Origin of the sequence: Paenalcaligenes suwonensis, assembly GCF_011290505.1 — a bacterium.
Taxonomy (GTDB): domain Bacteria; phylum Pseudomonadota; class Gammaproteobacteria; order Burkholderiales; family Burkholderiaceae_B; genus Paenalcaligenes; species Paenalcaligenes suwonensis.
Genome location: NZ_JAANPV010000027.1, coordinates 1 through 504 on the forward strand (window position 1 = coordinate 1; position 504 = coordinate 504).

Annotated in this window: 2 protein-coding genes; both read left to right on the plus strand. The window is 54.2% G+C overall.

Going from position 1 to position 504, the window contains the following annotated elements; translation table 11 throughout:
- Window positions 1–307 (plus strand): Ig-like domain-containing protein (locus GY634_RS17045; protein ID WP_166409906.1); only part of this gene is annotated, 307 nt, incomplete at its 5' end.
- The coding region (locus tag GY634_RS17050; RefSeq protein WP_166409907.1) for a hypothetical protein at window positions 304–504 on the plus strand (201 nt) is incomplete at its 3' end. The genes GY634_RS17045 and GY634_RS17050, both read left to right, overlap by 4 nt.

A 504-nucleotide genomic window follows, 5' to 3' on the forward strand; every position in this document is an offset into this window, starting at 1 on the left:
GGATCAGTACGGTAATGCGTACGAAGCTGATACTGCGGTGAAGTTTGATGTCCAGACAGAGACTCCAACTGCCACGATTGAGATTGATAAGCCGTTTGTTGACGGTGTTCTGAATCAGGACGAGTCCAAGGCTGAGCAGACAATCACTGGTAGCGTGGGCGGTGCGGCCAAGGAAGGCGATGCGGTTGTGGTCACGATTGGTGGCAAGGATTACCCTGCCACTGTCCAGGCTGGCAACACCTGGAGCGTGACGGTTCCTGCGGATGCGGTGAAAGATCTGCACCAGGCGATATCACAGCGGAAGTGACTGGTAAGGATCAGTACGGTAATGCGTACGAAGCTGATACTGCGGTGAAGTTTGATGTCCAGACAGAGACTCCAACTGCCACGATTGAGATTGATAAGCCGTTTGTTGACGGTGTTCTGAATCAGGACGAGTCCAAGGCTGAGCAGACAATCACTGGTAGCGTGGGCGGTGCGGCCAAGGAAGGCGATGCGGTTGTG